The organism is Streptomyces geranii (assembly GCF_002954775.1).
GTDB classification, from domain to species: Bacteria; Actinomycetota; Actinomycetes; order Streptomycetales; family Streptomycetaceae; genus Streptomyces; species Streptomyces geranii.
Genome location: NZ_PJME01000012.1, coordinates 90,215 through 115,026 on the forward strand (window position 1 = coordinate 90,215; position 24,812 = coordinate 115,026).

17 protein-coding genes and 2 pseudogenes are annotated in these 24,812 nt (G+C 71.1%); 7 read left to right on the forward strand and 12 right to left on the reverse strand.

Features of this window, described 5'->3' with window-relative positions; all coding sequences use genetic code 11:
• Positions 1 to 21: 21 nt before the first annotated feature.
• The 3 genes from CW359_RS18565 to CW359_RS18575 all read left to right on the forward strand — a co-directional run bounded on the left by CW359_RS18565 (position 22) and on the right by CW359_RS18575 (position 2,346).
• Positions 22 to 339 (forward strand): hypothetical protein, encoded by a 318-nt coding sequence (locus CW359_RS18565; protein ID WP_157968576.1) that lies wholly within the window; start codon positions 22 to 24, stop codon positions 337 to 339.
• A gap of 160 nt (positions 340 to 499) precedes the next feature.
• Positions 500 to 1,261: a hypothetical protein gene (locus tag CW359_RS18570; RefSeq protein WP_105971069.1), complete on the forward strand. Its 762-nt coding sequence runs from the start codon at positions 500 to 502 to the stop codon at positions 1,259 to 1,261.
• Positions 1,262 to 1,563: 302 nt separating this feature from the next.
• Positions 1,564 to 2,346: a class I SAM-dependent methyltransferase gene (locus tag CW359_RS18575; RefSeq protein WP_105971070.1), complete on the forward strand. Its 783-nt coding sequence runs from the start codon at positions 1,564 to 1,566 to the stop codon at positions 2,344 to 2,346.
• 4 nt (positions 2,347 to 2,350) lie between these two features.
• Here CW359_RS18575 and CW359_RS18580 read toward each other — a convergent pair.
• A pseudogene (locus CW359_RS18580) lies at positions 2,351 to 2,502 on the reverse strand (ATP-binding protein); the annotation flags it as partial.
• Between the two features lie 107 nt (positions 2,503 to 2,609).
• On the opposite strand from CW359_RS18580, the gene CW359_RS47805 reads away from it, so the two are divergent.
• The gene (locus tag CW359_RS47805; protein WP_456300555.1) at positions 2,610 to 2,822 is read left to right on the forward strand and encodes a hypothetical protein; all 213 of its coding nucleotides are present in this window, start codon (positions 2,610 to 2,612) and stop codon (positions 2,820 to 2,822) included.
• A gap of 284 nt (positions 2,823 to 3,106) precedes the next feature.
• Here the strand turns inward: CW359_RS47805 and CW359_RS18590 are convergent, their stop codons facing one another.
• The 5 genes and pseudogenes from CW359_RS18590 to CW359_RS18615 form a co-directional block, all read right to left on the reverse strand.
• Entirely contained in the window at positions 3,107 to 3,595 is a 489-nt protein-coding gene (locus CW359_RS18590) for a GNAT family N-acetyltransferase (protein ID WP_105971071.1), read from the reverse strand.
• 78 nt (positions 3,596 to 3,673) lie between these two features.
• Entirely contained in the window at positions 3,674 to 4,189 is a 516-nt protein-coding gene (locus tag CW359_RS18595) for an IS5 family transposase (protein ID WP_105971072.1), read from the reverse strand.
• A pseudogene (locus CW359_RS47355) lies at positions 4,164 to 4,607 on the reverse strand (transposase). The gene CW359_RS18595 and the pseudogene CW359_RS47355 overlap by 26 nt, the downstream one beginning before the upstream one ends.
• Before the next feature lie 100 nt (positions 4,608 to 4,707).
• Positions 4,708 to 5,520, reverse strand: a complete 813-nt coding sequence (locus tag CW359_RS18610; RefSeq protein ID WP_105971167.1) for an SDR family oxidoreductase — start codon at positions 5,518 to 5,520, stop codon at positions 4,708 to 4,710.
• A gap of 120 nt (positions 5,521 to 5,640) precedes the next feature.
• Positions 5,641 to 12,906, reverse strand: a complete 7,266-nt coding sequence (locus tag CW359_RS18615) for a type I polyketide synthase (protein WP_105971075.1) — start codon at positions 12,904 to 12,906, stop codon at positions 5,641 to 5,643.
• 123 nt (positions 12,907 to 13,029) lie between these two features.
• Between CW359_RS18615 and CW359_RS18620 the strand changes: the two genes are divergently transcribed.
• On the forward strand, positions 13,030 to 13,689 hold the full coding sequence (locus CW359_RS18620) for an O-methyltransferase (protein WP_105971076.1): 660 nt from the start codon (positions 13,030 to 13,032) through the stop codon (positions 13,687 to 13,689).
• Between the two features lie 144 nt (positions 13,690 to 13,833).
• Here the strand turns inward: CW359_RS18620 and CW359_RS18625 are convergent, their stop codons facing one another.
• From CW359_RS18625 to CW359_RS18640, 4 genes are all read right to left on the reverse strand, one after another.
• The gene (locus CW359_RS18625) at positions 13,834 to 14,901 is read right to left on the reverse strand and encodes a pyridoxal phosphate-dependent aminotransferase (RefSeq protein WP_157968577.1); all 1,068 of its coding nucleotides are present in this window, start codon (positions 14,899 to 14,901) and stop codon (positions 13,834 to 13,836) included.
• A gap of 60 nt (positions 14,902 to 14,961) precedes the next feature.
• On the reverse strand, positions 14,962 to 16,299 hold the full coding sequence (locus CW359_RS18630) for an MFS transporter (RefSeq protein WP_105971078.1): 1,338 nt from the start codon (positions 16,297 to 16,299) through the stop codon (positions 14,962 to 14,964).
• 86 nt (positions 16,300 to 16,385) lie between these two features.
• Positions 16,386 to 17,693, reverse strand: a complete 1,308-nt coding sequence (locus CW359_RS18635; protein WP_232838452.1) for a cation:proton antiporter — start codon at positions 17,691 to 17,693, stop codon at positions 16,386 to 16,388.
• 156 nt (positions 17,694 to 17,849) lie between these two features.
• Positions 17,850 to 19,589, reverse strand: a complete 1,740-nt coding sequence (locus CW359_RS18640) for an NAD(P)/FAD-dependent oxidoreductase (RefSeq protein WP_198655274.1) — start codon at positions 19,587 to 19,589, stop codon at positions 17,850 to 17,852.
• A gap of 341 nt (positions 19,590 to 19,930) precedes the next feature.
• On the opposite strand from CW359_RS18640, the gene CW359_RS18645 reads away from it, so the two are divergent.
• Together CW359_RS18645 and CW359_RS18650 are read left to right on the forward strand one after the other, a co-directional pair.
• Complete coding sequence (locus CW359_RS18645; protein WP_105971079.1) at positions 19,931 to 21,028, forward strand: acyl-CoA synthetase family protein; 1,098 nt, start codon at positions 19,931 to 19,933, stop codon at positions 21,026 to 21,028.
• Positions 21,028 to 22,416, forward strand: a complete 1,389-nt coding sequence (locus CW359_RS18650) for an aldehyde dehydrogenase family protein (protein ID WP_105971080.1) — start codon at positions 21,028 to 21,030, stop codon at positions 22,414 to 22,416. The genes CW359_RS18645 and CW359_RS18650 overlap by 1 nt, the downstream gene beginning before the upstream one ends.
• Before the next feature lie 15 nt (positions 22,417 to 22,431).
• Here CW359_RS18650 and CW359_RS18655 read toward each other — a convergent pair whose 3' ends face one another.
• Together CW359_RS18655 and CW359_RS18660 are read right to left on the reverse strand one after the other, a co-directional pair.
• A complete protein-coding gene (locus CW359_RS18655; RefSeq protein WP_105971081.1) occupies positions 22,432 to 23,997 on the reverse strand; it encodes a sodium/solute symporter in 1,566 nt (521 codons plus the stop codon).
• Positions 23,994 to 24,536 carry a DUF485 domain-containing protein gene (locus CW359_RS18660; RefSeq protein WP_198655275.1) on the reverse strand — a complete coding sequence of 181 codons (543 nt, stop codon included), beginning with the start codon at positions 24,534 to 24,536 and terminating at the stop codon, positions 23,994 to 23,996. Before CW359_RS18660 ends, CW359_RS18655 begins: the two co-directional genes overlap by 4 nt.
• Positions 24,537 to 24,812 lie beyond the last annotated feature (276 nt).

Sequence of the window (24,812 nt, forward strand, 5' to 3'; positions counted from 1 at the left end):
CTCGTGCCCGCGGTGTGCGCCATGCAGAAGAGCGGCGTCGTCGTGGTGGTCCGCGACGCCAACGCCCAGATATACGGGCAGAGCCTGTGCAGCTCCCTACTGCAAAACGGCTGGGCTGAAGACGCGCAGGCCGCGCGGACCGCACAGGAGCAGGACCAGCAGACGGTGCAGACGGTGCAGACGGTGCAGACGGTGCAGACGGTGCAGACGGACGAGACCATAGACGACCTCAACGCCATCTTGAAGACCGCCTGTAGCATCGCCAACACGCTCGGCACCGCCGAATGCGCCGACAGCGGCCCCGGCGAGGTACCGGAAGGGCTGTCGCACATCTCTTGAATGCCTGATGTGGACGGTCACGTAATCCCCAGGCTGCCCTCCCGTCGTTCCGGAGGGAGGGCGGGGCAGGCGTGCCTGAAGGCGGCCCGGCCTACCGCCCTGAGCGGAGGCCACGCGAATTCACAGGACAGGTGCGAGCCGGCTCCGCGATCATTGGCCGATGACCACGAGACCGGACCTTCTCAGTCTGAGCATCGCGTGCCCTCCACCCGACGAGGGCAGCGTGGAGGTCCGCCCGATCGTCAATGGCCGGGATCTTCTGGCCGAGGTGATCCCCGGCGGCGTGGGAGGCTCCCGGTACCTGGGAGTGGGCCCCAGGCATCTGCTTGGCCAGGACGGGCCGTTGCATGCCACGGCGACACCCCACGAGGTTCGTCTCGCCTGGTCCGGGTGCGGCGTGGAGGAGTGCTGTGGCGCGCTGTACATGACGATCACGCGTAACGAGGATCATATTGTCTGGGCGGGCTGGCGCGACCCGGCCAATCAGGACTTCGACCTGCCGGAGCTTCGGTTCACCGCAGGTCAGTACGAGGCCGAGGTCCTGCGAGCCGGCGAGGACCGCAGTTGGGAGTGGCCGGCAGGAGCGGTTGCGCGGCTACTTGAGGCGGGGCTGAGAGGACGCGGGGACTGGCTCGTCAGGTGGGACTGCGAGTTGGAAGGTGTCTGGGCCTCCCGCAAGGAACCCGATCGCATCCACGTCGTCCTGTGGCATCCCCGCAACCGGGCCGATGTAGAACTGCCCTGGCTGCAGTTCGGGATGACCCTCCCGATCTCCGCGGACGCCCCATCGGTCCAAGCCGAACGCCTTGAAGCGCGGCTGACCGCAGGCGATCCCCGTGCCACCGCCGAGGTCTGGGGAGGTTCGCATGATGCCGAGCAACTGGGCTACCCATGGCCGCCGATCGACCTGTCGTCCGGGTGAACGGCAGGAAGAGACGGGGTTCGGCCTTCCCCTGCCGTTGGCCATCCATTCGCAACCGCCATCCCCATGGGGAAGCGTGACCGTGCGGGTGGGGAATTACGTAAGGCTGATCATGTAGATCGTGGGGAAAAGCGTGACCGCTGACACCTGAAACTGTCGGGATCTTGAGAGTCCTCCCTGGAGATAGCACCGAACTCGGTCGTGGGCCGGTGCCTGGAATCCGCCCCGCTTGGGATGGCCCCGTTTGGCGATCACCAGAGCATGATCTGACCGAGTGTTTTGGCCCCGCCCGGAGTCGGTCGGTGGATCTTCTTCAATTCCGTTGGTTCGGCGGGTGGTTGGTCAGTAGCGTGAAGGTCTTGATGACTGAAACCTGGGACACGATCGCTGATTGGTATGTCGAGCGGGTACGCACCGGCTCTGCGATGCACGAATTCGCCCGCGATGTCCTGCTCGACGGGCTTCCTGCTGACCTTGATGGTCAGCGCATCCTGGATCTCGGGTGCGGGGAAGGGCTGATCACACGCGCCCTGGCCCTTCGCGGCGGGTCCGTCGTCGGTATCGACCCGTCTCCTCGCATGATCGGCCATGCCCAGACCGCCGAGCAGGCCAGCCCGAGTGGCGCTCTCTATGCCGTGGACGACGGGGCCTCGCCGGCCACTGTCGCGGCGGGCAGTGTGGAGTGGGTGACCGCTGGACTGTCCTTGAACAACGTGCCCGACCTCGCAGCCGCGATCCGTGCCGTGCGGCGGGTACTGGTGCCCGGGGGACGTCTGGTCTTCACCATTCCGCACCCGTGTTTCGAGGCGCCGCATGCGCGGTGGAGCCTTGGCGCGGACGAGCCGCCGGGCCGTGTGGTGGGGAACTACTTCGCCGAGGGATTCTGGCGCTCGGTCAATCCCGTCGGCGCCCGTCGGGCGGGCAACCAGCACCGCATGCTCTCCACCTATGTGACCAGCCTGGTTGAGCACGGGTTCGTGATCGAAAGTGTCGCGGAGCCGGCTCCGGACGCGCGGGTGGTCGGCGAGCATCCGCTGCGGGCCGGGCTGCCGCCGTTCCTGCTCGTCAGCGGTCTGCGGAGTTGAACTGTCAGCTGACCGTGCCCTGTTGGGCGCGGGTCTGGGCGAGGCGGTAGGAATCGGTTTCGGTTTCGATGATGTTGCTGCCGAAGGTGAGCCGGGCCACGATGGCCGCGCAGAGAGCCGGGGGTCGGTGAACATCTTCGTCCAGCCGCTGAAGCTCCGCGTTCGGCGAGTTCGGCCCGCTGGGCATCCGCTCCATCGGTGGGTCCTACTGGGACGAACGGGGCTGTCCTGACCGGGTTCCGGCGACCTACCACCGCACCCACGTGGTGACCTGCTTCCACGGCTGCTACCCAGTCGGCGACGACACGCTGTGGGGCGTCAACCGCCGACGCAAGGAAGCCGTGAACTCCCTGACCGCGCTGAAGTCGATCCGCGCCGCGCGCCCGGACGGCGCCCCGATCTACGCGATCATGGACAACCTCTCCGCGCACAAGGGCACCAAGATCCGCGCCTGGGCGAAGAAAAACAAGGTGTAACTGTGCTTCACCCCGACCAACGCCTCCCGGGCCAACCCGATCGAGGCCCACTTCGGACCGCTGCGGCAGTTCCCCTGGACTACTCCCGCCATCCGAACCACCCCGTCCAGACCCGTGCCCTGCACGCCTGCCTGCGTTCGCGCAACGCCAACGCCCGCCACCCCGATGCCTGGCAGCCCAACGCCGCGAGCGTGCTCGTATCCGCAGCGAAAGGCATCCGCCGGGGCGGACAACCCCACCCGGCCGCAGCATGACCGGGCCTGGTGATCCGCCCCCGTTACTTCTCAGCGAATACCGACCCGGCTGGGTGCCAACTCGGCGATGACCTCATCACCGTCAACTGCTCCCGTCGGTACGAAACCCAGCGATGTGTAGAGCCGTCCGGCAACGGCGTTGTCCGGCTGATAGGACAGCCGGATCGTCCAGCAGCCCTCCTGCGCCGCCAACCAGCCCGTCATGGTCAGCAGAAGGGCGCGGCCGATGCCCTTGCCCTGCTCGGCGCCGTCGATCAGCATTCCCCCGATCCAGTGCGAGCCGTCATCGTCCAGACCCCACATGACGTGTCCGACGACCACGTCGTCGGCGTAGACCGCCAGCGAGTTCCAGTTGTCCTCACGCATCGACAACAAGAGGTAGCGGGCCGCCATGGCGGGGACATGACTTCGCTGCCCGTCGAGAGGCACGATGTCGGCGACCGCGCGCCAGTTCTCGTCGCCCACCTCCCGTAGGGTGACGCGCCGTCCGGTCCGGTCGAAAAATTCGCGGTCAATCATCCGATGAGGCTACTGCTCGCAGTTCAGTGATCCGGCGAACCTACGCGGTCACAGCACTGGAGCTGTTCGGGGTTCGGATCATGTGGCCACCCCGCGCCAGGTTTTGACCTTCTGAAAGCAGCGTTCGACGGTGTTTCTCTCCTTGTAGAGGTCGGTGTCGTGACTGACGGGCCGGCCGCCCTTACTGCCCTTCCTCTTGCGGTTGGCGGCATCGTCCCTCTTCTCCGGGATGACGGCCTTGATGCCACGCCTGCGTAGGTACGAGCGGTTGCCCCTGGAGGAGTAGGTCGTGTCGGCGGCGACCGCGTCCGGGCGGGTGCGCGGGCGGCCGACCGGCCCCGGGACCCTGATCTTGTCCAGCACGGCTTTGAACTGCGGGCAGTCCGCTGCCTGACCGGGCGTCAGGACGAAAGCTAGCGGCAGCCCGGCCGAGTCGACCGCGGCATGGACCTTGCTGCTCAGGCCGCACCGGGACCTGCCGAGTCCGGCAGCCTTCGCACGGGCCCTGCGACGCCGCCGCTTCGCGGCACGATCCGCACCCGCCCGGTGTGCACCGGCCGCGTCCGCCTCAGCGTGTGCTGCACCACCCGCCACACCGGCGGCTGGTACGCCAGCGGAACCCCCCTTTTTCCTCCGTCAGCGCCTGCTCCAGGGCGTCCAGGGTCTCCCCGGCGACGGCCAGCCCTGAAGCGTCCTGGTGCGCGCGCACCACCGTGGAGTCCACGCTCACCAAATCCAGGCCGACCGGCCCACGCCCGGCCGCCTCCACGATCAACGCGTCCGTCAGCCCCTGGCACACGCCGACCCCGGCCCAACTGCTGAACCGGGAGTACACCGTGGACCAGGGACCGTACCGCTCAGGGACATCACGCCAGCCCTACCCGGTACGAAACCGCCAGATCACCCCGTTGAACTGGTCCCGCACCCGCCGGGGCAACGGCCCCGTGGCCGCCACCGGCAAAAGCGGCTCGATCAGGGCCCACTCGGCATCCGTCACATCAAGACGCGCCACACCCGAGTCCTAGCAGCACCCAACGAGACAAAGAGATCCGAACCCCGAACAGCCCCTAGGCGAGATCAAGAACAAAAGAACGTGTTGATTCCCGGCATCCCTAAATCGGCCTCCCCAGCCCCGCCACGAGCCCCGCTATGTCGTCCTCGTAGGTCAGGTAGCGGCCGGTGAGCGCGTCGGCCTCGCCCCGGATCAGCGGAAGCAGGTTGGCGATCGCCTCGGCGACGGGGGTGTACCGGCCGGCCGCGCGCTGTGTGTCGAGCCAGGAAGCAACTCGGCGCTGCCACGGGTTGTCGCTGTCCCGTGGTGCGTCCGCGACCGATCCGAGGCCGACGTCCACGATCCCCGGGTGGTAGCTGAGCACGGTGATCCCGTGTGGCAGCAGTTCGATGGCCATGTTCTCGGTCAGCTTGTTCACCGCCGCTTTGGACACCGAGTAGGCGCTGACGTACGGCCAGCGGGTGTGCCCCGCATTGCTGGAGATGGTGACGATCCTCCCCGCGCCGCGCTCGATCATGCCGGGCAGCACCGCCCGGCAGGCTGCCAGCGTGCCACCCAAGTTGACCTCCATCGCGTGCCACCACTCGGCCGGGTCGCTCTCCCAGGCCGGTCCGACCGGCCCGGGCACACCGGCGTTGTTGACCAACACGTCGATCCCGCCGAGCCGGGCGGTGGCCAGCTCGACGGCCTTGTCCAGTTCGGCGTCATTGGTGACGTCTGCGGCAGCCGTGACGACTTCGGGGCCTCGGTCGAGACCGGCGGCGGCCCTGGGGAGCGAGTCGGTATCGCGCGTGGTCAGCATCAGGTGCCCTCCCGCCGTGTGGACGGCCTCGGCGATGGCCCGCCCGAGCCCTCCGGCCGCGCCTGTCACCAGGACCCGCAGCCCGGCCAGGTCCGTCGTGTCTTGAGACATCACAACCTCCACCACGATCAAGTGAGTTTTCCAGGGCTCCGCTGTGATTGCGCCGACCAGGCGCTGGTGACAGGGGCCGGGTCGGTGATCCCCCGTCGGCGGCTTAGCCGTACGCCCGCATCATTCGTTCGCTTCCGCCAGGGTCGCCAGCGCCCGGTGGAGGTGGTCGGCCAGGGCCTGGGGGGCGGGGAGGTCGAGTACGAGTGTGGGGGGCAGTCGCAGTCCGGTCAGGGCGCTCAGCCTGTTGCGCAGTTCCACCGCGGTCAGCGAGTCCAGTCCGGAGTCGTGCAGGCTCCGGTCCGGGGGCAGCGCCTCGGCGTCCCGGTGGCCGAGCAGCTCGGCGGCGAGCGCTCGTACCTCGGCCAGCAGGCGTTCGGCCCGTTCGGCCGGGGCCAGGTCGCGCAGCGGGACGGTGGGGGTGGTGGGGGCCGCCGGTCCGGCGGGCGCCAGAGCGCGCAGCAGCGCGGGGGCTCCGCGGGTGCGCAGCTTGGCGGTGTCGAACCTGGCGAGGGTGAGTACCGGGTCGTCCCGCCGCAGCGCCTCGTCGAACAGGGCCAGCGCGAACGGGGTGGGCAGGGGCAGGGTGGCATCCCCCCGGTCGCGGGTGCGCAGCGTCCGCGTCATGGCGGACGTCTCCTCCCATCCGCTCCACACCTGGGACTGGGCCGGCAGACCCTGGGCCCTGCGGTGTTCGGCGAACGCGTCCAGGAACGCGTTGGCCGCCGCGTAGTTGCCCTGTCCCGGGCTGCCCAGCAGTCCGGCCACCGAGGAGAACAGCACGAAGGCGGCCAGTTCGGTGTCCATGGTCAGCTCGTGCAGGTTCAGCACACCGTCGGCCTTGGGGCGCAGGACCCGCTCCATCTGGTCGGCGGTCATCCCGGTCACCACCCCGTCCGCGAGCACCCCGGCCGCGTGCACGACCGCGATCAGCGGATACCGGGCGGGCACCAGGCCGAGGGCGGCGGCGAGGGCGTCCCGGTCGGCGACGTCGCAGGCTGCGACGGTGACCTCGGCGCCCAGCTCTCGCAGCTCCGTGACGAGCGGGTCGGTGTCCTTTGCCCCGCCGCGAGCGGTGAGCAGGAGGCTGCGGACGCCGTACTCGGTCACCAGGTGCCGTGCCAGCAGCGACCCGAGCGTGCCGGTGCCGCCGGTGATGAGCACGGTGCCGCCGGCGAGGTCCGGCCGGGTGTTCCCGGCCGGCGCGGCCAGCGCAAGTTCCGGCGCCTGGAGGCGTCCCGCGCTGATCCGCACGTGCGGCCGTCCGGCGGCCACCGCGTCGGCCAGCCGGGCCGTGGAGCGTGGGTCCTCGTCCGTCTCCACCAGCAGGAAGCGTCCGGGGTGCTCGGACTGCGCCGACCGCACCAGGCCCCCCGCCGCCGCGTGGGCGAGGTCGTCGCCGCGGGTCAGCACGACGAGCGGGACGTCGGCCGGGCGGTCGGCCGCCAGCCAGTGCTGGATGTGGGCGAGGGTGTCCAGCGTCGCCGCGCGGACGTCGTCGGGTGCCGGGGTGCAGAGGACCGCCTCGGCATCGGCGGGATCGACCGGGTCGGCGGTCACCCCGAGGCGGTCGGTGCCCAGCAGCGCCCATTTCGGTGCGGGTGCGCCCGCCGGGCCGGTGAGGTCGGTCCACCGGGTCCGGTACACCGAGTCCGTCGGCATCGTGGCCGCCAGCTCGTGCAGGGCGACCGTACGGGTTCCGAGGGTGGCCCGGAAGAGCGGTTCGCGGTCGGCGGTGACGACGGACACCGTGAACTCGTCCCGGCCGGCGGGTGTCAGGTGGGCGTACGCGTGGGTGCTGTGCCGGTCGCCGGCCCACACGTCGTGCCAGACGAACGGCAGCGCGACATGGCCGTCCGGCAGCGGTTCGGTCAGGGCCAGGGCGTGCAGGGCTGCGTCTGCGAGCACGGGGTGCAGTCCGGGGCCGGTGAATCCTCCGGGTGCCTCCTCGGGCAGCCGCAGCTCCGCGAACAGTTCCCGGCCGCGCCGCCACAGCCTGCGTACGGCCCGGAACGCCGGACCGTACTCGTAGCCGCGCTCGGCCAGTGACGCGTAGGCGAAGTCGATCTCCTCGGCGTCGGCCGGGGGCAGTTCCCCGGCGAAGGGCTCGTCGCGGGTGTCGTCGAACGTGCCCTGCGCGTGCCGTCGCCACTGGCTGCCGGGGCGGTCCGGCCTGCTGAACACCTCGACCGTACGGCGGTCCGGGTCCGCCACGACCTGGAGTTCCGCCGTGCCCTGCCGGGACAGCGCCAGGGGCGCCTCGATGACCAGCTCGCCGATTCCGGTGCCGCCTGCGTGGTGCGCGGCGCGCAGCGCGAGGTCCAGGAGGGCGGTGCCGGGCAGGACGCAGGTGCCGTTCACGGCGTGGTCGGCCAGCCACGGCTGCTCGGCCGGCGAGACCCGGCCGGCGGCCACGAACTCGCCGCTGCGCGCGGATTCGACCGGGGGGCCGATCAGCGGGTGACCGGTGCCCGCCCTCGGCGAGCCGGTGGTGGTGAGCCAGAACCGCCGCCGCTGGAACGGTGTGGTCGGCAGGGGCACCGGCCGGCCGCCGGTGGTGGTGGTGAGGCGTACGTCGTCCATCCCTCGCGTGTACAGCCGCGCGGCGGACATCAGGAACCGTGCGGGGCCGCCGTCGTCTCGGCGCAGGGTTCCGGTGACGGTCCCGGTGGTGCCGCTCTCCTCCAGCGTCTGCTCGATCGCGGGCGTCAGCACCGGGTGCGCGCTGGACTCCACGAAGGCCCGGACGCCCTGGCCGAGGAGATGCTCGACGGCCGGCTGGAACAGCACGGGCTGGCGGAGGTTGCGGTACCAGTACGCGGCGGAGAGCGTGGCCGCGCCGACCGGTGCCAGGTCCACGGTGGAGTACATCGGCACCGAGGGACCGGTGGTGCGCACCTCCCCCAGTCTGTCCAGCAGTTCGTCGCGCAGGGCATCCACCCTCGGGCAGTGCGAGGCGTAGCCGATGCGGATGCGGCGGGCGTGCACGCCGTCGAGCGCGCACTCGGCGAGCAGTCCGTTGACCGCCAGGTCGTCACCGGCGACCGCGATGGTGGACGGGCCGTTGAGGGCGGCGATCCAGAGGCGGTCCGGCCAGCGCTCCAGCAGCCAGTCGACCTGTGCGCGGGACGCGGTCACCGACACCATGCCGGTGCCGGCGCCGACGCCCAGCTTGGCGATGACCTGGCCGCGCACGGCGACGACGCGGGCGGCCTCCTCCAGCGACAGGGCACCCGCGACGTGCGCGGCAGCCACCTCGCCCAGGGAGTGGCCGATCACCACGTCCGGTTCGACGCCACGGGAACGCCACAGGGCGGCCAGGGACACCGTCGTCGCGAACAGCACGGGCTGCAGGACGTCGATCCGCTCCAGCCGGTCGGCGCCCCCGGCCAGCACCTCGGTGAGCGACCAGTCGACGTGGGGTTTCAGCGCCCGCTCACAGGCCTGGAGGGATTCGGCGAACGCCCGTTCCCCCATCAGCCCGGCCGCCATGCCCGCCCACTGGGAGCCGTGTCCCGGGAAGACGAACGCCACCTTCCCGTCCTTCCCGTCCGTGCCCGACGCTCCGGAGACGAGGTTGGGCGCCGTCCGCCCCTCGGCGAGGGCCCGCATCCCGGCAAGCAGCTCCTCGCGGTCGCCGCCGACCACGACGGCTCGGTGGGTGAAGCGGCTGCGGGACACCGTGAGCGCGTGCGCGAGGTGCGCCGGTGCGACGTCACCGGCCACCGGGAGCAGGCGGGCCGCCCACTCCCGCAGCCGCTCGGGGGTGCGGCCGGACAAGGTCCACGCGACGGCGGACGGCTCGGCGGTGGGCGCCGGTGCGGGGGCGGGCTCCTCGGGTGGTGCCTCCAGGATCAGGTGCGCGTTGGTGCCGCTGATCCCGAAGGAGGAGACGGCCGCGCGCGGCGGCCGGTCCCGTTCGGGCCACGGCATGTTCTCGGTGAGCAGCCGGACGTCGCCCGCCGCCCAGTCGACGTGCGGCGACGGCTCGTCCACGTGCAGGGTCTTCGGCAGCGTGCGGTGCCGCATGGCCTGCACCATCTTGATCACGCCGCCGACCCCGGCCGCCGCCTGGGTGTGCCCGATGTTGGACTTCAGCGAGCCCAGCCAGAGCGGGGTGTCGCGGTCCTGCCCGTACGTGGCCAGCAGCGCGCCGGCCTCGATCGGGTCGCCGAGCCGGGTGCCGGTGCCGTGTGCCTCGACCGCGTCCACCTCGGACGGTGTCAGACCGGCCTCCCGCAGGGCGAGCCGGATCACCTGTCGCTGTGCCGCGCCGCTGGGCGCCGTCAGGCCGTTGGAAGCGCCGTCCTGGTTCACGGCGGAACCCCGGATCACGGCCAGCACCGGGTGCCCGGCGCGGCGGGCACTGGACAGCCGTTCCAGCACCACCACTCCGACGCCCTCGCCCCAGCCGGTGCCGTCCGCCGTCGCGGCGAACGCCTTGCACCGGCCGTCGTCGGCCAGCGCGCGCTGCCTGCTGAACTCCACGAACCGCTGCGGCGTCGCCATCACGGTCACCCCACCGGCCAGCGCGAGTTCGCACTCGCCCCGGCGGATCGACCGCACCGCGAGGTCGATGGCCACCAGGGACGAGGAGCAGCCGGTGTCGACGATGATCGCCGGACCGCGCAGCCCCAGCACATAGGCGACCCGCCCGGCGGCGACGCTGCCGGCCGTGGCCGTGCCGACGTAGCCCTCCAGTTCGGGGGGCACCCGGTCCGGGTCGGTGATGTAGTCCTGGTTCATCAGGCCCGCGTACACCCCGACCCGCGCCTCGCGCAGGGACAGCGGGTCGATACCGGCGTGCTCCAGGGCTTCCCAGGAGGTCTCCAGGAGCAGCCGGTGCTGCGGGTCCATGGCCAGTGCCTCGCGCGGCGAGATCCCGAAGAACTCGGGGTCGAAGTCGGCCATGTCCCGGAGGAATCCGCCCCGCCAGGTGCGCGAGGTGCCGCTGCGTTCGGTGTCGGGGTCGAACAGCCGGTCGAGGTTCCAGCCCCGGTCGTCGGGGAAACCGGAGGTGGCGTCGGTGCCGTCGGCCACCAGCCGCCACAGCTCGTCGGCGGAACCGACCCCGCCGGGATAGCGGCAGCCGATACCGACGAGCACCACGGGATCGTCGTCGGCGGCGCCGGTCGGCGCGTCGGTCGTGGCCCGTGGCGTGGGGGAACCGGTCAGCTCGCCGCGCAGGTGTCCGGCGATCGCGCGCACGGAGGGGTGGTCGAACACGAGGGTCGTGGGCAGGCGCAGTCCGACGGCGGCGGCGATGCGGTCCCGCAGCCGGACCGCGTCGGCCGAGGTGAGCCCGTACTCGCGCAGGGCCCGGCCCGGTTCGACCCCTGCGGTCTCCCCCAGGACCTCGGTGACCTGGCCCGACACCAGGTCCACGAGCGCCCTGCCGAGGTCGGCCCCGGTGAGCCCGGACAGGTCCGCCCTGGGCGGCAGCCGGTCCGTCACGGTGGCCGGCGCGGACCGCGCGGTCGCGACCAGTGTGCTGCCCGGCCGGCTCAGCGCGACGTCCACGGCGTCGCGGATCCGGTGGCCGGCCAGATCCTCCGCGAGCACCAGGGTGGTGGGGGCGGACCGGTCGACGGCGATCGTCACGGTCCGGCCGGTGACGGTGACCGTGGCGCCGAACTCGGTGACGGTCGGCCCCGCACGGCGGACCCCGTGGCCGGCCACGAGGTGCTGGGCGATCAGGTCCGCGAGTTCCCCGGTGTCCCCCGCCAGGGCCACGTCGCGGCCCGCGAGCCCGCTGACCGCGGGCAGTTCGGTGGCCGGGAGGGGCTCCGGCTCGCCGTCGGCCCCCATGAGGTGCAGGCCGTCGTGGGAGCCGGCGACCGCGAGCAGTCGGCCGGGCAGCTCGGCCAGCGGCTCGCGCGCGACCTTGCCCGTGGCCGTCCTCGGCAGCGCGGCCACGGCGCGGACCTCCACCGGGACCTTGAAGTAGGCGAGTTCGCGGCGGCAGCGGGCGAACAGCTCCGCGCAGTCGAGCCCGTCCGGGCCATCGGGGCCGGGCACCACCACGGCCACCGGGACCTGGCCCAGCTCCTCGTGCGCCCGTCCCGTGACGGCGGCGTCGCGCACCCCGGGCACCCGGGCGAGGACGGCCTCGATCTCGCTGGGATGCACGTTCTCCCCGCCCCGGATGATCACGTCGTTGCGTCGGCCGGTGATCCAGAGGTAGCCGGCGTCGTTGCGGCGGGCGAGGTCTCCGGTGCGGTACCAGCCGTCGCGGAGCGCCTCGGCGGTGGCCTCCGGCTGGTTGTGGTAGCCCAGCATCACGTTCGGGCCGCTGACCCAGATCTCGCCGACCTCGCCGGTCGGTACGTCGTCGCCGGTGGCCGGGTCCACCAGGCGCAGGTCCAGTCCGGGCAGCGGCAGACCGCAGGAGCCGGGCACCCGCTCACCGCCGGGCCGCATGGTGGCGACCGGCCCGCTCATCTCGCTGCACCCGTAGTTGTCGGTGAGCGGGATACCGAAGGCGGTCTCGAACGACTCGGCGAACGCGGCCGAGGTGACCGCGCCCGCGACGAAGCACACGCGAAGCGCGGGCAGGGTGAGGTCTTCCGCGGCGGCGGCCCGGACCAGGTTGTGGTAGACCGTCGGCACGCCGACGAGGAAGGTGTAGGGCCGGGAGCGCAGTTCGTGGAGCACCTCGGCCGGAGAGAAACCCGGGACCAGATGCGCCGTGGCGCCGACCGCCGTCACCGCCATCACACACAGGTTGTAGCCGAAGGCGTGGAACAGCGGCAGCGGCCACAGCAGGGTGTCCGTCTCGGACAGCCCGATGATCGGGGCGTAGCAGGTGGCGGCGTTCCACAGCACGGCGCGCAGCGCGACCAGCACGCCCTTGGGGCGGCCCGTCGTGCCCGAGGTGTAGAGCAGGTAGGCCGGTTCGTCCAGACCGAGGTCGTCGCGCGCCGGGACGGCCGGCTCGTGGGTGACGAGATCCTCGTACGACACCGCGTCCGGGGCGCCGCCGACCACGACGAGGTGCCGTGGTCCGGCCGGCAGGACCGCGCGCACCTGGTCGGCGTGGGCGGTGTCGGTGATCACCGCCCGGGCGTCGCTGTCGGCGAGCAGGTGCCGCAGCTCCGCGTCCGAGGAGTGCGGGTTGACCGGCACACCGACGCAGCCGGCGCGGTGGACGCCGAGGTAGCTCTCCACCATCTCCACCTGGTTGCCCAGCAGGAGCACCACCCGCGCGCCCCGGGGCAGGCCGAGGGCGGCCAGGTGGCCGCCGAGCCGGGCCGTACGCCGTTCCAGCTCCGTGTAGGTCACGGCCCGTCGCGCGTCGGAGTACGCGACCTTGGTGCCCCTCGACGCCGCGTGTGCGCGCAGCAGTTCGGGCAGCGGGCGGATCAGTTCGGCACGGTGTGTCGCGGACATGCCTGCCTCTTCTCTCGAAGTGACAGTCAGGAGATGGTCCGGGGCCTTCGCGCGTCATCTCTCCGTGCCGCAGGACGGCACACGTGATGTCCACCGGCCGGGGAATCGATGAGGCTGAAACGCATGACGCGGACAACGGAAGCCCTCATCCCGAAGCTGCAGGAGTACGTGGCGGCGAACAGCACCCCGCCCGACGAGGTCCTGCTCGACCTCGCGGCCGAGACCGAGAAGCTCTTCCCCGACGACAACTACATGCAGATCGGCCCCGAACAGGGGGCGTTCATGACGCTCCTCGCCCGGATCGCGGGGGCGGGGCAGGTGGTGGAGATCGGCACCTTCACCGGCTACTCGGCCATCTGCCTGGCCCGCGGTCTGCGGCCCGGCGGCACGCTGCTGGCGTGCGACATCAGCGAGGAGTGGACCTCGGTCGCCCAGCGGTACTGGAAGCGTGCCGGGCTGGACGACACGATCACGCTCAGGCTCGGACCGGCGCTGGACACGCTGCGCGCGCTGCCGGCGGAGCCGCAGTTCGACCTCGCCTTCGTCGACGCCGAGAAGGAGGACTACGTCGACTACTGGGAGGAGCTGGTGCCGCGGATCCGTCCCGGCGGGCTGATCCTCGGTGACAACACACTCCACCACGGGCAGGTCGTCGACCCCGAGGAGAACGCCACCAACGTGCAGGGGATCCGCGCGTACAACGCCCGGGTCCGCGAGGACGACCGGGTGGAGCAGGTGCTGATCCCGATCGGCGACGGCCTGAACCTGGCCCGCAAGAAGTAGCGAGAAGCAGCGATAAGCAGTGGGGGAACCCGTACGGCCCGCCCTCCCGGCGGGCCGGCCGCGTTGTGGGTACGCGGAGGCCGCCGGCCCGTGCGATGTCCGCCCGGGCCGGCGGCCTCTGTGCGCACCGGCACCCGCTCGTGGCTAGGGGACCCTTCCGGCGAGGGCGAGGGCGGTTTCGAGGGCCCCTACGAGGGTGAGGACGTCGGCGGGGGTCCCGACGGAGATCCGCATCCAGCCGGGCATGCCCAGGTCCGTGGCGTCCCGCACGTGGATGTGGTCGGCGAGCAGCCGCCTGGTGACCTCGGGCGCGTGCCCCGGCAGATGCACGGTGACGAAGTTGGTCTGGGAGGGCAGGTACGTGATGCCGAGCCGGTCCAGGCAGCTGCACAGCGCCGTGCGCGCCGTGGCGGTGTAGATCCTCGTCTGCTCCAGGAACGCCTGGTCCTGCAGAGCCGCGCAGGCCGCCGCCTGCGCCAGCCGGTTCACATGGAACGGCATGGCGTCCTGCACGGTCTCTATGCGGGAGACGACGCCGGGGCCGCCGATCAGCGCGCCCACGCGCAAGGAGGCGAGGCCGTACGCCTTGGAGAAGGTCCGCAGCACACTGACGGCATTGCCCTCCCGCGCCCACGGCAGCGCCGAGGTGAAGGAGACGTCGGCGAACTCCGCGTACGCCTCGTCGAAGACGATGTGCGAGCCGGTCGCGCGAGCCGTCTCGCACAGGCTCCGCACGTCGTCGGCGTCCAGGAGGGACCCGGTGGGGTTGTGCGGATTGCAGACGAAGACGAGAGCCGGGCCCTTGTCCATCTCCTCCATCAGTGCCTCGGGCGCCACCCGGTGGTGGTCGAGGGGGATGTACGCGACCCGCAGGCCGACTGCCTCCAGGCTCTTGCGGTACCCCTGGTAGGTGGCCTCGTTGACCACCGCGCGGCCGGTGTCGCGCATCCCGATGGCGAGCATCATGATGATCTCGTCCACCCCGTTGCCGACGGCGACCCGGTCGGTGGTGACGCGGTGGTGGGCGGCGAGGGCGTCGATGAGCGCGGTGTGCCGCGGGTCGGGGTAGCGGTGAACGCGCAGCAGCTCGGCGCGTGCCGCTTCGACCGCCTTGGGGCTGGCGCCCCAGGGGTTCTCGCTCCGGTCCAGCAGGATCGGGGCGAGAGAGGGGCCGTCTGGGACGAAGTGAGCGGTCGGTGTCCTGGTACGCATCAGGTCTCCTGCCATCATCGGATGGAGAGTTCGCCGGGGCGGGGCGCCGGCTGAGGGGTGTCAGACGCTGAAGTCCTTGTCGCGCGTCTCGGGCAGGGCCAGGAGGCAGCCCAGGCTGACCAGGCACAGCAGGCCGCAGTAGACGCCGAGGACGAGCGGCGACTGCCAGTGCGAGGTCAGCCAGGTGGCGACCAGCGGGGCGAAGCCGCCGCCGAGGGTGAGGGCGAGGATGAAGGTCGCCGAGGCCCCGGTGTAGCGCATCCGGGCCGGGAACAGCTCGGGCAGGAACGCGGCCATGGGCGCGAACATCATGCTGAACAGCACCAGCCCGACGATGAAGGCCCCGGTGATCAGTACGGGGTCACGGGTCTGCAGGGAGCCGAACATGGGCAGGGCCCACAGGACGCACCCCACCGCACCGGACAGCATCACCGGGCGTCTGCCGATCCGGTCGGCCAGGATCGCCAACGGGACGGTGACGGCCACGTCGACGGCGGCGGCGATGCTGGTGATGGTCAGCATCGTGCGCTGCGGAATGCCGAGGACGGTCGGACCGTAGGAGAGGCTGTAGACGGTCGCCAGATAGTAGACCGAGGCACCGCCGACCGCCGCGCCCATGCCGAGCAGCAGTCTGCCGGGGTACGCCTTGACCAGGTCGCCGAGCGGGAAGCGGGACTCGGCGGTGTCGCCCCTGGGCCGCTCCTCGAAGACGGGGGACTCGGCGATCCGGGAGCGGACCCACAGCCCGACGCCGATCAGGGCGGTGCTCAGCAGGAACGGGATGCGCCAGGCCCAGTCGGCGAAGCCGTCCTTGCCGGCGAACGCGAGGGTCGGCAGGATCACGGCGCTGGACAGCAGGAAGCCGAGCGGCGGGCCGGCCTGCGGGATCGACGCGTACAGCGCGCGGCGTCCGGGGGGTGCGTGTTCGGCGGCCAGCAGCACCGCGCCGCCCCACTCGCCGCCCATGCTGACGCCCTGCAGCAGGCGCAGGGCGACCAGGAGCACGGGGGCGGCGAGTCCGGCGGTCTCGTAGGTGGGCAGCAGTCCGACGCCGACGGTGGCCACGCCCATCAGGAGCAGGGAGAGGAAGAGGGCGCGCTTGCGGCCGAGCCGGTCGCCGATGGCGCCGAACACGACGACGCCGACCGGGCGGGCCACGAACGCGGCGGCGACGGTGAGGAAGGCGGCCAGGGTGGACACGGTGGGGTTGCCGGAGGGGAAGAAGGCCGGGCCGAGGACGAGGGCGGCGGCCGTGCCGTACACGGCGAAGTCGTAGTACTCGATGACGGTGCCGACGAGGCTCGCGACGGCGACCCGGGAGGCGGTGGCTTTCCGTTCGGCGGCGGCCGTGCCCAGCGGGGGGACGGCGACCGTTGCGGCGCTGGAGGTCTCGGACATGGAGCGGCTCGCTTCCAGCCGGTCCCGGATCGGGGAGGACCCGGGACACATGGGGAGGGGGGTGACGCATGGGGAGGGGGGTGAGGTCAGACGGCCTTCTTCGTGCTCTTGCGGGGAACCGGCAGTGGCCTGGGTTCCTCGTGGAACCCGAGGCGTTGCAGCAGCGGTCCCGTCATGAAGGTGGTGGCCAGCGCCATGACGACCATGGCGCTGAACATGCGGGTGTCCAGCACCCCGAGCGACAGCCCCACGTTGAGGATGACCAGTTCGGTGAGGCCCCGGGCATTGAGCAGCACGCCGAGCGTCATCGACTCGGCCGTCGAGGCGCCGGAGAGACGTGCGGAACCGGCGGCCCCGACGAACTTCCCGACGCACGCCACCAGGACGACGGCGACGGTCATGATCACACCGTGTCCGCCGAGCCCTCCGAGGTTCACCGACAGCCCGGTCACGGTGAAGAAGACCGGCAGCAGGAAGAGGCTGGTCTGCTCGATGCGCTCGGCGACCTGCGGGGCCTGCGCCTCGATGTGGCCGCGGGGCACGGCGGCACCGAAGGCGAAGGCACCGAAGACCGCGTGCAGACCGATCTCGTTGGTCGCCCAGGCGGACACCAGCAGTCCGGTGACCAGGACGGTGTGGATGAGGGAGCTACGGGCCGCCCACGGCCGCTCCGGAGCCATCAGCCAGCGCAGCCCCGGGCGTACGGCGTACAGGAGGACGACCAGGAACAGACCGGACTCCAGCACCATCCGTGCCAGCGGCCACAGTCCGCTCGCGGTGGCGATGACCACGATCACGGCCAGCACGCACCAGGCGATGAAGTCCTCGATGGCGGCGCAGGTGAGCGCCATGGCGCCGATACGGGTGCGCTGCATGCCGCCTTCGGTGATGATCCGGGCCAGCACGGGGAACGCGGTGATCGACATCGCCGCCCCGAGGAAGAGCGCCGGGGCGAGCACGCCGTCGGTGCTGAGCTGCGCCTCGTCGTACCAGGGGAACAGAAGGACGGCGAGCCCGGCCCCCAGCACGAACGGCAGCGTCACGGAACTGAGCGAGACCCAGACGACCCGGCGGCCGGCCCCCCGGAGACGGGCGAAGTCCAGTTCGTAGCCGATGCCGAACATGAACAGGACCAGTCCGAGCTGCGCGAGCGCCTGCAGGATCGGCCGCGCCTCCGCCGGGAACAGCGCTCCGACGGGGTCTCCCGGCAGGAGGCCCAGCAGGCTCGGCCCCAGGGCGATACCGGCGACGATCTCCCCCATCACCAGGGGCTGCCGAACGCGCTTGGCCAGCCGGGCGAACAGGTAGGCCACGGCGAGGATCACGGCGAGTCCCGCGAGCATCTGCCCGGTGATGACATCGGCGGGGCTGGCGGCAACCGAGGAATGGTCCAACGTGATCACTTCTCCCCATGCGGAAGGTGCGTCGGCGCCGACGGTGAGGGACCGTGGCACCCGGGACGACTCGGGGCTCCGGCGGCGGGCCGGAGGAGGAATGGGGCAGCCCCGCCCGGCCGGGGCCGGCCGCGGCCGGGCTCTGCGTGGAGGTTCTCAGCCGGTGGTCTGCCTGACCCGTTCCGGACTCTTCCTGAGGGTGATCCAGAGGTCGTTGACCGGGTTCTCCTGGGAGTCCTCGTGGTAGATCTCGGCCAGGCCCATCAGCGACGCGTCGCTCTCCCACAGCTTGAGCTGCTGCCGCACGACCTCGTTCTCGGGCTGCTCCCTGCACTCCGCCATGACCGTGCTGACCAGGTGGCCCGTCATCCGCTCCATGAAGCGCACGTTGGCGGCGAACCGGGGTGACAGTTCCTCGTCGGACAGGCTTTCGCACATGGCGATGTGCAGGTGCTTCATGAAGTCGAGGTCGTAGTAGCGGACGAACGGGTCCGTCCGGCCGGACTGGTCGATGGCGTGCCACTCGCGGAGGAATCGCTGGGCCTGCTCGGTGGCCCGGTGGAAGCGGGCCAGGTCGGCCTGCATCTGCGGGAACTCGGCCAGGCGGCGGAACACGTCGTGGAAGTAGAGCCAGCCGGGGCCGGCCCAGTAGCGGGTCGTGTCCCAGATGATCTTCGACATCATGGCCCTGGCATTGCCCATCAGCGGGTACTGCCCCTCGAAGATGTTCAGCCAGTCCTCGAACACGGTGAGATACGTCCGGTTGTGGATCGCCGCCCGTTCCCCGACGTCCTCCCCGTCCAGGGCACGGGTGACGAGATCGGTGATCAGGCCGTTGCCGATGGCGATCATGTCCAGGCCGGGCGAGTACAACGGGTCGAGGAAGACTCCGGCCTCACCGGTCAGACACCACCGGTCGCCGGACATGACCTGCTCGCAGCCGTAGGAGTAGTTCTTCAGGACCCGGAAGTCCTGGAGCTTGTCGCGGTACCGCTCGACCACGCGGGCGCACTCCGGTTCGTTCTCGCGCAGCCAGTCCATGGCCCGTTCGAAGCGGTTGATGGTGGCGAACGGGTGCATGTCCGCATCGGCGACGATGCCGATGCTGATCGCGTCCGAGGCCAGCCGGATCAGCCAGACCCAGTAACCGGGACCCATCAGGTGGTTGGTGGACAGCTCACGGTCGCTGTACGGAACCTCGTCGTCGATCCGGTCGTGCCAACCGGGATCGTCCGACCACTGATCGATGTCGATGGGGTGCCCGATCCGGAACCATGCGGCGTTGGCGCGATGCCCCACCTGCTTGGCCAGCCCCAGCTGACGCTTGATCGTCGACGACCTGCCCGTGGCGTCCACCACCCAGCGGGCCGTGATCCGGCGTTCGGCACCGTCGTCACCGACCAGGCTCAGCCGATGGCGATCCTGGTCCGGCCGCAGCTCCAGCTCCTGCACCTTCCAGCCGGACACGAACGTCACACCGCTCGTGTGGGCTTCCTGCCCCAGCGCGTTCTCCAGCCGTCCCCGGTCGAGCTGGTAGCTGATGACCTTGTGCGGCGGGAAGGCGGAGTGCCCGATCTCGGGCCGGCTCGCGATGCCCTCGTTGGTGTCGTCGCTGAAGAACATGCGTATGCCGAACTTCTTGAGCTGGTGCCGCTCCAGGTGGTCCTCCAGCCCCAGGACGTTGCGCAGGTAGCGTCCGCCGATCTCGACCGTCGATTCGCCCACCTTGTGCGCCGCCTCGGGCACGGGATGCTTCTGCCGCTCGATCACCAGGACGCTGGTGTCCGGGCGGTTCTGCTTCAGCTGCAGCGCCAGTGTCAGGCCGGCCAGGCCGCCGCCCATGATCGCCACGTCGTACTCGTCGGGCCGCTGTTCCGTCGTGTATGCCATGCTCATGCCATGTCCTCACTGCTCGGGCTGCTCGTGGACGGCTTCCTCGATGTCCCTTCGTCCCTGGACGGAGAACTTGCTACCGGGCCGCACCAGGAGAGGGTCTGAGACGCTCACGCGTCACCCCGTCGTGCCGTAGAGCGGCACGACGGATGGCGGAGTGCGGGCGAGCAGGACGCCCCTCGGCCGAGAAGATCCGGAGGGGTCCCCGGCCCGCCGCCAGGGACGCCGGCCCGTGCGCGCCGCCGTGCCGTCCACCGGCACATGTCCTTCCCGAACCACCGCCTCCGCACTGGAATGACGGCACCGAGCGTGGCCCGCAGGAGCAGCGAGACACTGGAGGCACCATGGTCGACGACATCGACCGCGTTCTCGATACGCCGATCGGGGACCGCCCCGACCCGGACGAGTTCGTCAGGGCGGCGATGCGCTGGCACTTCGGCCCCGGGACCGGGTCCCCGTTCTGGCTGGCGCGGGCGAGGACACTCGACTTCGACCCGCTGACCGACGTGAAGGTGGTCGACGATCTCGCGCTGTTCCCGAACGTGTGCGACGAGCTGCGCGACGTACGCGCCGAGGACCTCGTGCCACGCGGGTACGGCGAGCATCCGGACGTCTGTGGGTTCTTCGAGAGCGGCGGCACCACCGGCCGGCCCAAGCGGGTGGTGGTCCTGCGGGACTGGTTCCTCCGGTCACAGGAATGGATCAGTACGAACCTGGACGCCCACGGTGTGCCGAGGGGCGTGAACTGGCTGACGCTGCTTCCCAGCGGTCCGCACATGGCCGGCTACGCCTATCCGCGGCTCGCGAGGGACCGTGGCGGCCACGGGTTCTCGATCGACATGGACCCGCGCTGGGCCAGGCGGCTCGTCTCCGCCGGCCGTGCCGAGGACGCCCGCGACTACTCCGGCCATCTCCTCGAACAGGCCCGGGACCTGTTGCGCAGTCAGGATGTGGGCCTGCTCGCCATCACGCCGCCGCTGCTCGAACGTCTCGCCGCTGACGACGAGTTGACCGATCTGGTGCGGGCGAAGGTCAAGGCGGTCATCTGGGTCGGGACACACATGGACGCCGACACCCGCGACCTGCTCGGCGGCGAGGTCTTTCCCGGCGTCCGGCTCATCGGCTGCTTCGGCAGCACGATGATGATGCACAGCTGCGCCCAGCGGGTCACCGAGGACGCCGGCGAAGTCGTCTTCGACCCGCCGTCGCCGTACATCACCTTCCGGGTGGTCGACCCGGACAGCGGGAGACCGGTCGCCCACGGCGGCCGTGGCCAGGTGGTCGTCAACCACGTCAGCCGGAGCTTCCTGCTGCCCAACAACCTCGACCGCGACGAGGCCACCCGGGTACCGGGGCCGCGCGGGCAGGTGGGCGACTCCCTGGCGGATGTGGCTCCGGTCCAGGTCTTCGACGGCGAGGCCGTGGTCGAGGGAGTCTATTAGTGGGCGGCACGAGCGGCACCAGGGACGTCGTACGGCTCGACGCGCTGGGGCCGGCCGGCGCGTACCGGTCGAGGAACGTCCAGACGGTCAACGACATCCGTGGCGAGCCGTTCGCCGAACTGAGCCTGGTCCCCCCGCTGTTCGTCGCCAGGACGATGTCGGCGCTGCGCAGGGCCGACCCGCTGCCGCTGGAACAACGCCTCGACGCGATCGCCAGGGCGGGCCGGGCCTTCGCCACCGAAACCGTCGGTGGACTGTCCGCCGAGGACTACCAGCATGCGGTGTGCCGGGTGTCGGGTCTGCCCTGGGTCACCACGGAGAGGGCCATCGAGGCCACCGTGCGGTACACGGAACACGCGTACCTCAGCGCCCAGCAGGCCCGTCCCACGGGGGCGGTCGACGACTGGCGGGACCCGCGCACCCGCAGCGGCAGCGGCGTATGGGTCCGCCGCGGCGACGTGTTCGCCGTCCACGCCCCGGGCAACACACCGAGCGCCCACACCCTGTGGCTGCAGTCCCTGGCTCTCGGCTACCGGGTGGCGGTACGGCCGTCGAGCCGCGAACCGTTCAGCCCGCACCGGTGGATCACCGCTCTGCGGGACGCCGGCTTCGGCGCCGACCAGGTCGCCCTGCTGCCGACCGACCACGCCACCGCCGACGAGGTCGTACGAGGGGCGGACCTGGCGATGGTGTACGGCGACGACGAGGTGGTCCGCAAGTACTCCTCGATGGCGACGGTGCTCCCGCAGGGGCCGGGGCGGTCGAAGATCCTCATCACCAAGGACGCCGACTGGACGTCCTGTCTGGACACCGTCGTCTCCTCGGTCAGCGCCCACGGCGGTGCAGCCTGTATCAACACCACCGCCGTGTTCGTCGAGGGCGACCCGGCCCCGCTGGCACAGGCGATCGCCGAGCGGCTCGCCGCGCTGCCCAGCCTGCCGCCCCAGGACCCCAAGGCGGTGCTGCCCGTGAAGCCGCTCGACGTAGCCCGGCGGATCGAGCGGCACCTGCTGGCCACGGCCGTCGGCACCGTCCCCTGGCTGGGCGGCGACGGGATCGTCGACGACCTCGGGGACGGCACCGCGGTACTGCGCCCGGCCGTGCACCAGGTGCCGGGGCCCGATGCCCGGCAGACCGGCGTCGAACTGCCCTTCCCCTGCGTGTGGGTGGCGCCGTGGAGCCCGGAGGTCGGGGTCGGGCCGCTCAGGGACACCTTGGCGCTCACCGTCGTCACCGACGACGAGACGCTGGTGGACCGGCTCGTCGGCGAACCCAGCATCGCCAACGTCTACCTGGGTGACCGTCCGACGCACTGGCTCGCCCCGGGCGTCCCGCACGACGACTATCTCGAATCGTTCCTGATGCGCACGAAGGCCTGCGTCCGCTGATCGTCCGCCGTGGCGTCATCGGTACGGCGGAACACCCACCGTGACGCGGTCCTCGAAGGAGGTCTCCCGGCCGGCCGCGCGGAAGGGCGCCGATCCGAGCCAGCCGAGCAGGAATCCGACCGGGACCGACACGATGGCCGGGTTGTGGAGCGGGAACACCGAGAAGTCCAGGCCGGGCAGCAGGGCGTTGGCGTTGCCGGAGACCCCGGGCGACAGGCCCACCAGTGTCACGGAGGTGGCCAGGCCCCCGTAGATGCTCCACATCGCGCCCCGGGTGGTGAAGCCCCGCCAGAACATGCCGTACAGGAGGGCGGGCACGATCGCGGAGGCGGCCACGGCGAAGGCCAGACCGATGAGGAAGGAGACGTTGAGGTTCCGGGCGGCCAGGGCCAGCACCGTGGCAGTCGTGCCGACCGCCACCGCCGCCACCCGCGTCACGAACAGCTCGCGCTGCTCGGACGCGGTGTCCCGGGTGATGACCGCGCCGTAGATGTCGTGGGCCAACGAGATCGCGGCGGCGAGGACGATTCCGGACACGACGGCCAGCACGGTGGCGAACGCCAGACAGGCGACGAGGCTGAGCAGGAACGAACCCCCGAGCTGGGCCGCGAGGAGAAGCACCGCCGTGTTCCCGGAAGGGTTGTCCGCCACGATGGCGTCCCTGCCGACCAGTGCCGCCGCGCCGAAGCCGAGTACACCGGCGGCCACGTAGAACGCGGAGGTCATCAGGGCCGCGTACTGGACCGATCGCCGCGCGTCGCGCCGGGACGGCACGGTGTTGATCCGCATCAGGAGATGGGGCAGTCCGGCGGCTCCGACCAGCAGGGCCAGTTGTTCGCTGGCGGAGTCCAGGATCGTCGTTCCGCCGTGGCCGAAGCGCAGCCCCGGCTCCAGGAAGCTTTCGCCGTGACCGCTGTGGTCGGCCGCGGCGCTCAGGAGCGCGCCCGGGTTCCAGTCGAATCTGTAGAGCACCGCCAGCGCGAGGGCGATGCCGCCGGCCAGCAACAGGACCGCCTTGAGCGTCTGCACCAGCGTGGCCGCTCCCATTCCGCCCAGGACGATGTACAGGATCATGAAAGCGCCGAGGACGGCCGTCATGCCCGCCTCCATGCCACGGCCGGCCGGGCCCAGGATTCCCACCGTGAGCGCGCTCGCGCCGACGAGCTGCGCGGTCAGGTACACCAGGCAGACGAGGAGTGTGGCGATGCCCGCCGCCAGATGCACCGCACGCGGGCGCAGCCGACGGGCCAGCCGGTCGCCGATGGTGAACTCCCCCTTGCCGTGGTACGGCTCAACGACCAGCAGGAGGACGACGATCCAGGCGACGGCCGGCCCCAGAACGGACAGCGTGCCGTCGAATCCGGTGAGGGCGATCAGGCCGGGACTGCCCAGCAGGGCAGCCGCGGACATGACGTCCCCGAAGAGGGCCAGACCGTTGTGACCCGATCTCAGTCGGCCGTCGCTGACGTAGAACTCCGAGAGGGTCCCTCGTTGCGGAGCGGCCCACACCGCCAGGAACAGCACACAGACGAGGAAGCCGGCGAAGACCGGCAGGTAAGCGGTGACGCGATCCGGAGTCATCGGCGGTGCCCCGACTCCTCGACGGAGATCCCCGAGCCCTCGGGGAGAGGGCCGGACGACGTCTCGGCATACCGCCCGTACCACAGGACACAGGCCGCGACGACGACGAGTTGGAGCAGACCGAGGCCGAGACCCACGTTCAGCGGGCCCGCCACCGGCAGGGCCATGAAGTCCCGGCCCGCGTTGGCCGAGCCGATGATCAGCACGTACAGCCCGACGACCGGGACGCCCGCGAAGAGGGCGCGGCGGCGGGCGGCGGGCACCGTGTGGGCACGGGGATGGCGCCCTGCCAGGTCCTCGGCGACGCGTAAGGCCCACATCCGCCGTTCGCGGAGGGTGTGGGCCTCGGGGTCTCCTGACGTCAGCGATCGAACGTACCGGAGACTGAGCTCGTCCGGGCCTCCGAACGACGCGTAGCAGTCGTTCATCGCCCGGAACAACTGGTCGTCGGAGTACAGGCATCTGTGGTCGAGTCGACTCAGGTACAGGACGACGACCGCGAGCGGGTCCTGCTGGGAAGGTCGGTTCTGGGGATACATGGGCGGCTCTCTGCGGGGTGGTCGCCGCGTGTCCGACTCCTGTCCACGAAGGAGCCGTAGCGGCATGTGGGCCCCCATCAGACGCTCTGTCACCACGGCGGGCACAGCGGTCGTACCGTTGTACGGCACGCGGAAACCCGTGCCACATTCCGCTTCCTGACGCGGGAAAGGACCACGGGACGGAGAATCCATTGTCAGATGGAACCGACCGGACTTCTCCGGCATTTTCTTGAGGTTCCGGAAGGTGAACGGGGACGGCCGCGCCAATCCCCGGTG

What these genes read in the sequence shown, in the direction of transcription:
- CW359_RS18565 (WP_157968576.1), top strand. Translation starts at nt 22, where the DNA reads ATGCAGAAGAGCGGCGTCGTCGTGGTGGTCCGCGACGCCAACGCCCAG.
- CW359_RS18570 (WP_105971069.1), top strand. Translation starts at nt 500, where the DNA reads ATGACCACGAGACCGGACCTTCTCAGTCTGAGCATCGCGTGCCCTCCA.
- CW359_RS18590 (WP_105971071.1), bottom strand. Translation starts at nt 3,595, where the DNA reads ATGATTGACCGCGAATTTTTCGACCGGACCGGACGGCGCGTCACCCTA.
- CW359_RS18610 (WP_105971167.1), bottom strand. Translation starts at nt 5,520, where the DNA reads ATGTCTCAAGACACGACGGACCTGGCCGGGCTGCGGGTCCTGGTGACA.
- CW359_RS18615 (WP_105971075.1), bottom strand. Translation starts at nt 12,906, where the DNA reads ATGTCCGCGACACACCGTGCCGAACTGATCCGCCCGCTGCCCGAACTG.
- CW359_RS18620 (WP_105971076.1), top strand. Translation starts at nt 13,030, where the DNA reads ATGACGCGGACAACGGAAGCCCTCATCCCGAAGCTGCAGGAGTACGTG.
- CW359_RS18625 (WP_157968577.1), bottom strand. Translation starts at nt 14,901, where the DNA reads ATGCGTACCAGGACACCGACCGCTCACTTCGTCCCAGACGGCCCCTCT.
- CW359_RS18630 (WP_105971078.1), bottom strand. Translation starts at nt 16,299, where the DNA reads ATGTCCGAGACCTCCAGCGCCGCAACGGTCGCCGTCCCCCCGCTGGGC.
- CW359_RS18640 (WP_198655274.1), bottom strand. Translation starts at nt 19,589, where the DNA reads ATGAGCATGGCATACACGACGGAACAGCGGCCCGACGAGTACGACGTG.
- CW359_RS18645 (WP_105971079.1), top strand. Translation starts at nt 19,931, where the DNA reads ATGGTCGACGACATCGACCGCGTTCTCGATACGCCGATCGGGGACCGC.
- CW359_RS18655 (WP_105971081.1), bottom strand. Translation starts at nt 23,997, where the DNA reads ATGACTCCGGATCGCGTCACCGCTTACCTGCCGGTCTTCGCCGGCTTC.
- CW359_RS18660 (WP_198655275.1), bottom strand. Translation starts at nt 24,536, where the DNA reads ATGTATCCCCAGAACCGACCTTCCCAGCAGGACCCGCTCGCGGTCGTC.